We start from the raw sequence: 9,357 nt of genomic DNA on the forward strand, positions 1-9,357 counted from the left end.
TAATGTCTGGCGCTTGGGTCGCATGGCGGCACGCATTTTCGCTGAACGGACTTTTACTCGGCTTTGCGGCCTTCAATCTTGGCGCGCCGTTTTTGGCAGGCTATCTGTTGATCGAAGGATATCGGAACAAGGGCGATAGTGCAGCACTTCTTTTGGGCCGCGCACGGGCCGCGCGCAGCCGCTAAAGCGCCTTGGCGTTTACATCATCAAGGCCAATGCTTTTCAGGAACAGCATGCCTTCCATGCTGACCAGCAAGCGGGCGGCATCAATATCGCGTTGCGCGTCCGTGTCGGACTTCAGCTGGGCCCTGCCCCACTCTAAAAAGCCACGTCCAATCTGCTCGCCAACCGCGCGGTAGAAAGCATCCCCCATTGCCGCGCGCGCCGCAACCTGAAGCCAGATGCGCATATAGGGCCACAACGCGTCTTCGAACAAAATGTCGGCAAATTGGCGGCGCAATTGTTCTAATGGCAGGGGTTCGGACGCGGTCCGCGCGGAGATCAATTCCACCAACCGCGCCGAAATCTGCTCCAACACCGCAGTAATAATCTGCGCCTTGTCGTTAAAATAATAGAGCAGCATCCGGTCGCTGGTGCCCGCCGCCTTAGCCAGCGGACGTAAGCTTGCCGCCGACAATCCCTCTGCCAGGACATAATCGGTCAATCGCTGGATAATCTCCGCGCGGCGGGTGTCATTCTTGCTCACGCACCCAGCATAGCGCGTCAAAGACAGCGGTGGCAACTGGACAGCGCGCGCCAGTATCACTATCGGCTTGGCATGCCAGACTCTAATTCATCCGCTCAGCCTTCCGACTCCATCCTGATCATCGATTTCGGATCGCAGGTCACCCAGCTTATCGCCCGCCGTGTGCGCGAAGCCGGGGTCTATTCCGAGATTGCCCCGTTCAACAATGCCGAAGCCGCGTTTGCGCGGATGCAACCAAAGGGCATCATCTTGTCAGGTGGCCCAGCCTCCACCACGCACGCCGATTCCCCGCGTGCACCGCAATGCGTATTCGACAGCGGCTTGCCCATTCTTGGCATTTGTTATGGCCAGCAAACGATGATGATGCAGCTGGGCGGACATGTCAGCGCAGGCGACGGCGGCGAATTTGGCCGCGCATCGATTGCGGTGGAAAAACCCTGCGCCTTGTTCGATGGCCTTTGGGAAAGTGGCGAGACGCATCAGGTGTGGATGAGCCATGGTGACAAGGTCACAAGCCTTGCGCCCGGCTTTGAAGTCGTCGCGACCAGCGATGGCGCACCTTATGCCTTCATCGCCGACGAAGCGCGGCAATATTATGGCATCCAGTTCCACCCCGAAGTGGTCCATACGCCAGATGGCGCGAAGCTGATTTCCAGTTTCGTCCGCAATGTCTGCGGCCTGGCTGGCGACTGGACGATGGCCGAATTTCGCGCGACGAAGATCGCCGAAATCCGGGCGCAAGTCGGCTCAGGCCGGGTCATTTGTGGACTGTCGGGCGGCGTCGATAGCTCGGTGGCCGCAATCCTCATTCACGAGGCGATCGGCGCGCAACTGACCTGCGTCTTTGTTGACCATGGCTTGCTGCGCATGAATGAACGCGAACAGGTCGAAAACTTGTTCCGCAACCATTATAACATCCCGCTTGTTGTCGTGGACGCTGAAGAACGCTTCATGGCAGGCTTGGCGGGTGTCACCGACCCTGAGGCGAAACGCAAATTCATTGGCGCTGAATTCATCAACGTATTTGACGAAGAAGCCAAGAAAATCGGCGGTGCAGATTTCTTGGCGCAAGGCACGCTCTACCCCGATGTCATCGAAAGCGTCAGCTTCACCGGCGGACCATCGGTAACGATCAAAAGCCATCATAATGTCGGCGGCCTGCCTGCGCGGATGAATATGAAATTGGTCGAACCCTTGCGCGAATTGTTCAAGGACGAAGTCCGGGTGCTTGGCCGTGAGCTTGGGCTTAACGACCAGTTTGTCGGCCGCCATCCTTTCCCCGGCCCCGGCCTTGCCATCCGTATTCCCGGCGAAGTGACCAAGGAACGCTGCGATGTGTTGCGCAAGGCGGACGCCGTCTATCTCGAAGAAATCCGCAATGCCGGACTATATGACGCGATCTGGCAAGCATTCGCCGTCCTTTTGCCCGTCCGCACCGTGGGCGTGATGGGTGATAGCCGCACCTATGACAATGTCTGCGCCTTGCGCGCGGTAACCTCCACCGATGGCATGACCGCGGACATTTATCCGTTTGAAAGCACCTTTCTGAGCCGCGTATCAACGCGCATCATCAATGAAGTCAAAGGCATCAACCGCGTGGTCTATGATTATACATCAAAACCACCCGGAACGATTGAGTGGGAATAGGCGTTTCGTCCGCATGACCGTCCCGCTTTCGCCCGCACAGATTAGCGAAATCGTCGAAATGGCGCTGTCCGACCATATCAGTTTCACGCAGATATCGGCGCAGCATCAGGTGACGCCCGACGAGATAAAAGTCATCATGCGCACACAGTTAAAGCCCGGCAGCTATCGCGCATGGCGCAAGCGCGTGCGTGATTTCGGCGACCGGCGGGAGCATTATAAATGACACCAACTGCAAAAATATTATTGCTTGGATCGGGCGAACTCGGGCGCGAATTTGTGATCGCGGCCAAGCGTCTTGGTTGCCATGTGATTGCCTGTGATAGCTACGCCCGCGCACCAGCTATGCAAGTCGCTGACGAAGCCGAGGTTTTTTCCATGCTTGATGGCGCGGCGCTTGGCGCGGCGATTGAAAAGCATCAACCCGATTTCATCGTGCCCGAAATTGAAGCGATCCGCACCGAGGTGCTTGCAGATTATGAGGCAAAAGGTTTTACAGTCGTGCCATCGGCGCGCGCGGCGCAATTGACGATGAACCGCGATGCCATCCGCGATCTAGCCGCATCCGAATTGGGGCTGACAACCTCGCGTTATCTTTACGCCGAAAGCCGCGAAGAACTGCACGCGGCAGCAGACCAGCTTGGCCTTCCTTTGGTTGTAAAACCGGTAATGTCCTCATCGGGCAAAGGGCAAAGCACGATGCGGGCGCAAACGGATATCAATGCGTCATGGGACTATGCCGCTGCAGGGATGCGTGGTGACCGGCTGCGCGTGATTGCCGAACAATTTATCGATTTTGATTATGAGATTACTCTGCTGACCGTCCGCGCGCGCGACGGCGTCCATTACTGCCCGCCGATTGGTCATCGTCAGGAACGCGGCGATTATCGGGAAAGTTGGCAACCAGCGGTAATGTCGGCAGCGGCGTTGAAATCTGCGCAGGATATGGCGGCGAAGATCGTCGATGCGCTTGGCGGCTTTGGTCTATTCGGGGTTGAATTTTTTGTGAAGGGCAACGAAGTTATCTTTTCCGAATTGAGCCCACGGCCGCATGACACCGGCATGGTGACTTTGGTGTCGCAGACTTTGACCGAGTTTGATTTGCACGTACGCGCCATTCTTGGCCTGCCTATTCCCGCGATAAACTTGCTTGGGCCATCGGCGAGCGCGGTCGTGTTAGCCGACCGCGATGCCGAGGATTTCACGATCACTGGCCTCGCCGACGCACTTGCGCTGGGCAGCAATAATACGTTCGTCGACGCGCGTATCTTTGGCAAGCCAGTCACCCGCCCCTATCGCCGCATGGCGGTAACGCTCGCGCGGGTAGACAGCAGCGACACCGACGCAGCGCGCACGATTGCTGTCGCGGCAGCCGAAAAAATCGAAATCAACTACGGACCCCAGACATGACCCTGACTTTATATGGCATCCCCAATTGCGACACCGTCAAGAAAGCGCGCAATTATCTTGATGCCCGCAACCTTGGCTATCATTTCCATGACTATAAAAAGGCGGGCGCGATTGCGGATGATTTGGAACGCTGGAGCACAGTCGTTGGTTGGGAAAAGCTGCTGAATAAGGCAGGCACCACGTTCAAGAAGCTGCCCGATGCTGACAAGGCCGATATTGATGCGGCCAAGGCCGTCGCCTTGATGGTCGCCAACCCGTCGATGATTAAACGGCCCGTGGTCGAAGGCGGCCAAACTTTGCTCGTCGGGTTTAAAGAAGCAGAATGGGATGCGCTTTTGTCGCAGAAGTGAAACGTCGCGCGGGCATGGAGCCTTTATGACCCACTTGCACCTGCTTCTGATCGCTACAATTCTCCTGTCGCCTTTCTCCATTTCGGAAAGCCAAGCCATGGAAAAACCGCTCGAAGGCCACGTCATTGTCATCGCACACCGTGGTGCCTCGGGTGAGCGGCCCGAACACACCATTGCAAGCTACAGCCGTGCAATTGACCAAGGTGCCGATTATATTGAGCCGGACCTTGTCCTGACCAAGGACGGCATATTGGTCGCGCGGCACGAGAATGAGATTTCGGAAACCACCGACATTGCGGACAAGGCCGAATTTGCCGACCGCAAAACCACCAAGACCATCGACGGCCAGAAAAAGACGGGCTGGTTTACAGAAGATTTCACGCTCGCCGAACTCAAGACCCTGCGCGCCAAGGAACGCCTGCCGCAACTGCGAAGCGCCAATATGGCCTATGACGGGCAGTTCGAAATCCCGACCTTTGACGAGATCCTCGCGCTAGCCAAGGCGCAAAGCGCCGCGACGGGACGGACGATTGGTGTCTATCCCGAAACCAAGCACCCCAGCTATTTTGCCAGCATTGGCCTGCCGCATGAGGGACCGTTATTGGCGGCGCTGACCAAATATGGCCATGTCGAAAAAAGCGCACCTGTGTTCATTCAGTCGTTCGAAGTGGAGAATCTGAAGGCGTTGCGGCCCAAAACCAAATTGCGGCTGATCCAGTTGATGGATGAAAAGGGCAGTCCGGCGGACCGGAGCGACCTTACTTATCCGCAAATGGCGACCGCAGAGGGCCTGAAAACCGTTGCAACATATGCCGATGGCGTTGGCCCCAATAAGGCGCTGGTCATCCCGCGCACTTTGCTTGGCAATCTGGGCGCGCCAACGATGCTTGTTACCGACGCGCATAAAGTGGGTCTTGCGGTCCACTTATGGACGTTCCGCCGCGAAAATTACTTTCTGCCATTGGCCCAAAAATCGGGCATTGACCCGCGCGGCATCGGCGACCTGAAATCCGAAATCCAAGCCTTTCTCGCGACCGGCATCGACGGCTTTTTCAGCGACAATGTGGCGGAGGCGGTTGCGGCGCGGCAATAAGGGGCCGACTCAATTTGCTTTTGCCCGCGGCGTTTAGCCGCTAAGCCCTTGCCCCATGTCTACACATCCTAAAACGCTCACTTTCGATACATCCACCAGCCGCGCGAACCCGACGCCTTCGCCGATGAAGCGCCTGACCGTGCCGCGCATCCGGCAACGCAAGGGCGGCGAACCGTTGGTGATGCTGACGGCCTATACGGTGCGCATGGCGCAATTGATGGACCCGCATTGCGACATGCTGCTCGTCGGCGACTCGCTTGGGCAAGTCATCTATGGCCTTCCCCATACGGTTGCCGTCACTATGGAAATGATGGCAGCACATGGCGCAGCGGTTGTGCGCGGCAGCTATCACGCGGCGGTGATCGTCGATATGCCGTTCGGATCTTACGAAGCCTCGCCCGAACAGGCGTTCATTAACGCCTCGCGGCTCTTGAAGGAAACGGGCGCTGCTGGCGTTAAGGTGGAAGGCGGCAAAGTGCTGGCTCCGACGTTAGAATTCCTTACCTCACGCGGCATTCCGGTGATGGCGCATGTTGGCCTTACCCCACAAGCGGTCAACATTCTGGGTGGCTATGGCGTGCGCGGCAAAAGCCCCGAAGAAGCCAAATCGATTGTTGAGGACGCCATGGCAATGTCCGACGCTGGTGCATTTGCCATGGTCATCGAAGGCGTGCTTGAACCTATCGCCATTGAAATAACGCAAAAAGTTGCCTGCCCTACCATCGGTATTGGTGCGTCGGCACAATGCGACGGGCAAGTGCTGGTGGCCGAAGATATGCTGGGATTGTTCGACCGTGTGCCGAAATTTGTGAAGAAATTCGGCAATATGGGCGTCAGCGTTGAAGACGCGGTGCGCGAATATGCCGCCCGCGTGCGCGACCGTAGCTTCCCCGGACCCGATCAGCTATACCAGCCGGTGTAAAGCAGGCTGGTCTATCGCGCCAAGTCGAGCTAAGGACGTCTCCAACCATTTTTGACTAACCGTATGCGGAGGCCCTTTTGGCTTTGACACCCACAGAAAAGCGCCCTGACCAAGACAGGAGCGGAAGCGACGAGGCATTTTTGCGCGAAGTGGATGATGCCGTCCGCGCAAGCGATCTGACGACATTTTGGAAGCTTTATGGCCGCTGGCTTTTGGCCGCAGTTGCTGCGGGCCTGCTCGCCTTTGGCGGTTGGATCATTTATCATAATCAACGACAGGCCGCCGCCGACTTGCAGAGTGAAGCCTTTGTCGACGCAATGGACAAATTGCGTGCGGGCCAAGCCAAAGAAGCGCGCGCACAGCTGGCTACCCTCGCCAAGGCTGACCAACCCGGATATCGCGCGATGGCGCAATTGGTAGAAGCCAATTTGCTGGGCGAAGAAGGTCAGACCAAGAAGGCAATTGCGCTATATAGCAAGATCGCAAGCGACGACACCCTGCCGCAGACCTTTCGCGACTTGGCGCTTATCCGGCAGGTGAGCGCCGAATTTGATACCATCGCACCGCAGCAGGTTATTGATACGCTTAAGCCCCTTGCGGTACCAGGCCATCCATGGTTCGGCAGCGCCGGCGAATTGACCGCCTTAGCCTATGTCAAAATGGGCAAAGACAATCTTGCGGGCCCAATATTTGCGCAGATTGCAAAGCAGGAAGGCTTGCCGCAAACATTGCGTAGCCGTGCACAACAAATGGCGGGCGCGCTGGGCATTGATACCGTTCAGGTTGACGCAAAGCGCAATGCGGCATCGAAGGCGGATGAAACTGCCTCCAAGGGAGAGTGATAATGAAGACTATAGCAAAATTGCTTCTGGCTCTCGCCGCAACGACAACATTGGGTGGCTGCGCCGTAATTGACGGTGTGCGCGGCGATTCTGGCAAAAAGAACAACACACCAACCATCGGCAACCGCGTCGACATTTTGGGCATCGAGCGTGACACCGAGGTCGATCCTGCCTTGTCAGGTGTCGCGGTCACTCTCCCGCCAGCGGCCGTGAACGAAGCTTGGGCACAGCCCGGCGGCAACGCATCAAAATCGCCCGGCCATGTGGAGCTTGGCCAAGGCCTTTCGCGCATCTGGACGGCAAAAGTAACAGGGGCCAACCCGCGTGCACGCTTGGCTGCTAGCCCAGTGATGAGCGATGGGCGCATCTATGTCGTCGACACGACGGCCCGCGTCACTGCATTTGATGCGAACACGGGCGCGCAAATCTGGTCCAACGCACTAGAAATCGAAAAGGACGGCAAACCGTCGCGCTTTGGCGGCGGCGTCAGCGCAACCGGTACGAACGTATTTGCCACCAATGGCGTCGGCGATGTCGCATCGCTTGCCGCCGACACGGGCGCGCTTGTCTGGAAAAAGCGCCCCGCAGGTCCCTTGCGCGGTGCACCGACCTTGTCCAACGGCAATGTCTATGTGATGACGCAAGATAATCAGATTTACGCGCTGCGCCAAAGCGATGGTGAAGCACAATGGAACGAAGCTGGCCCTGTTGCTGCGTCGGGCATCTTTGGTGTTGGCGCCCCTGCTGCGGCGCAAGGCACGATTATCGCTGGCTATTCCAGCGGCGAGCTTGCTGCGTATCGGTACGAAAATGGCCGTAGCCTGTGGAGCGACACATTGTCCCGCACCGCGATGTCGACATCGGTGTCGACACTAACGGATATTGATGCTGACCCCGTCATCGACCGCGGCCGCGTATTTGCGCTGGGCAAGGGTGGCCGTATGGCGTCGTACGAATTGGTGAGCGGCCAGCGCATTTGGGAAATCAACATCGCGGGTATTTCGACGCCGGTCACCTCTGGCGAATGGGTGTTTGTCATGACCGACGAGGCGCGTTTGTTGTGCGTCGCGCGGTCCACCGGCAAGATCCGCTGGATTTCGAAGCTGCAGCGCTACAAGAATGAAAAGAAGAAAAAGAAGCCAATCAGCTGGTATGGCCCCGTCCTTGCCGGTGGCCGCTTGGTCATTACCAATTCGCATGGTGCGGTTTGGTCCGTAGCGCCCGACGAAGGCACAGCAACGCAGGTTCTTGACGTTGGCAATGATGTGTCGCTGGCACCAATTGTGGCCAACAATATCTTATATATTCTGGATGATTCTGGGCGCATTTCCGCGTTTCGTGGATAAGCCTTAAAGGAGAAGTACCGGCATGTTGCCGACGGTAGCCATTATCGGTCGGCCCAATGTCGGCAAGTCCACTTTGTTCAACCGGCTGGTTGGCAAGAAACTCGCGCTTGTCGATGACACGCCGGGCGTCACCCGTGACCGCCGTGAAGGCGAAGGACGTCTGTTCGACTTGGAATTCACCATCGTCGACACCGCAGGCTATGAGGATGAAGATCCCGAGACCCTGCCGGGTAGAATGCGGATGCAGACCGAGGCGGCGATTGCAGGCGCGCAAGTGGCGTTGTTCCTGATCGATGGCCGCGTTGGCATAACCCCGCTTGACGAAGAAATTGCCCGCTGGCTGCGCAGCAGTGCGACGCCCGTGGTACTTGCGGTCAACAAGGCCGAGGGCAAGCAAGGCGATAACGGCATATTGGAAAGCTATGCGCTTGGCTTTGGAGACCCCATCGCGATCAGCGGTGAACATGGCGAGGGTATGGCCGATCTGTTTCAATCCCTGCTGCCGCATATTGACGGTGGCGCGTTTGAAGTGCCTGACCCCGAAGCGCCAGATGCGATATTGAAGCTGGCGATTGTGGGCCGCCCGAACGCCGGAAAATCGACGCTGATTAACAAGATTTTGGGCGAAAACCGGCTGATAACGGGGCCCGAGGCAGGGATTACCCGCGACAGTATTTCGGTCGATTGGATCTGGACAGACCCAAGTCCCAAGGAACGCGAGCCCGACGAAGAGGGCAACATCCCACCGATGCTGACCGAACGCCGTGTGCGCTTGATCGACACCGCAGGGATGCGCAAGCGTGCCAAGGTACAGGACAAGCTCGAAAAGCTGTCCGTGGCCGACGCGCGCCATGCCATCGATTTTGCCGAAGTGGTGGTGCTGCTGCTGGATGCGACCAAAGGTCTTGAGGTGCAGGATTTGAAGATCGCGGACCATGTCATTCAAGAGGGCCGCGCCCTCATCATCGCGATCAACAAATGGGATGTGGCCGTTGACGGCGCTGGCCTTTTCAGAGGCATTCGTGCCGCGTTGGAAGAGGGCCT

Annotated in this window: 10 protein-coding genes and 1 pseudogene; 10 read left to right on the forward strand and 1 reads right to left on the reverse strand. The window is 57.5% G+C overall.

Translation table 11 applies throughout. The features are described from left to right. Positions 1-185 (forward strand): annotated as a pseudogene (locus ACIQ2T_RS09740) (hypothetical protein); the annotation flags it as partial. Here ACIQ2T_RS09740 and ACIQ2T_RS09745 read toward each other — a convergent pair. Then, a complete protein-coding gene (locus ACIQ2T_RS09745) occupies positions 182-706 on the reverse strand; it encodes a TetR family transcriptional regulator (RefSeq protein ID WP_397590645.1) in 525 nt (174 codons plus the stop codon). The pseudogene ACIQ2T_RS09740 and the gene ACIQ2T_RS09745 overlap by 4 nt on opposite strands. A gap of 72 nt (positions 707-778) precedes the next feature. Here ACIQ2T_RS09745 and guaA point away from each other — a divergent pair, with 72 nt between their 5' ends. The 9 genes from guaA to der form a co-directional block, all read left to right on the forward strand. Next, on the forward strand, positions 779-2,353 hold the full coding sequence (gene guaA / locus ACIQ2T_RS09750) for a glutamine-hydrolyzing GMP synthase (RefSeq protein WP_397590646.1): 1,575 nt from the start codon (positions 779-781) through the stop codon (positions 2,351-2,353). A 13-nt stretch (positions 2,354-2,366) separates the two neighbouring features. Beyond that, positions 2,367-2,576, forward strand: a complete 210-nt coding sequence (locus tag ACIQ2T_RS09755; RefSeq protein ID WP_397590647.1) for a DUF2805 domain-containing protein — start codon at positions 2,367-2,369, stop codon at positions 2,574-2,576. Next, a complete protein-coding gene (gene purT, locus ACIQ2T_RS09760) occupies positions 2,573-3,760 on the forward strand; it encodes a formate-dependent phosphoribosylglycinamide formyltransferase (protein WP_397590648.1) in 1,188 nt (395 codons plus the stop codon). Before ACIQ2T_RS09755 ends, purT begins: the two co-directional genes overlap by 4 nt. Next, on the forward strand, positions 3,757-4,110 hold the full coding sequence (locus tag ACIQ2T_RS09765) for an arsenate reductase (RefSeq protein WP_397590649.1): 354 nt from the start codon (positions 3,757-3,759) through the stop codon (positions 4,108-4,110). The genes purT and ACIQ2T_RS09765 overlap by 4 nt, the downstream gene beginning before the upstream one ends. Positions 4,111-4,135: 25 nt before the next feature. After that, a complete protein-coding gene (locus ACIQ2T_RS09770) occupies positions 4,136-5,203 on the forward strand; it encodes a glycerophosphodiester phosphodiesterase (protein ID WP_397590650.1) in 1,068 nt (355 codons plus the stop codon). 55 nt (positions 5,204-5,258) lie between these two features. Further along, positions 5,259-6,125, forward strand: a complete 867-nt coding sequence (gene panB / locus ACIQ2T_RS09775; protein ID WP_300038036.1) for a 3-methyl-2-oxobutanoate hydroxymethyltransferase — start codon at positions 5,259-5,261, stop codon at positions 6,123-6,125. Positions 6,126-6,202: 77 nt separating this feature from the next. Then, positions 6,203-6,967 (forward strand): tetratricopeptide repeat protein, encoded by a 765-nt coding sequence (locus ACIQ2T_RS09780; protein ID WP_397590651.1) that lies wholly within the window; start codon positions 6,203-6,205, stop codon positions 6,965-6,967. A 2-nt stretch (positions 6,968-6,969) separates the two neighbouring features. Further along, positions 6,970-8,313, forward strand: coding sequence for a PQQ-binding-like beta-propeller repeat protein (locus tag ACIQ2T_RS09785; RefSeq protein WP_315471564.1), 1,344 nt, complete (start codon positions 6,970-6,972; stop codon positions 8,311-8,313). Between the two features lie 22 nt (positions 8,314-8,335). Then, positions 8,336-9,357 (forward strand): ribosome biogenesis GTPase Der (gene der / locus ACIQ2T_RS09790; protein ID WP_397590652.1); only part of this gene is annotated, 1,022 nt, incomplete at its 3' end.

It is taken from the genome of Sphingorhabdus sp. (assembly GCF_044357595.1).
In the GTDB taxonomy this organism is placed as follows: Bacteria; Pseudomonadota; Alphaproteobacteria; order Sphingomonadales; family Sphingomonadaceae; genus Sphingorhabdus_B.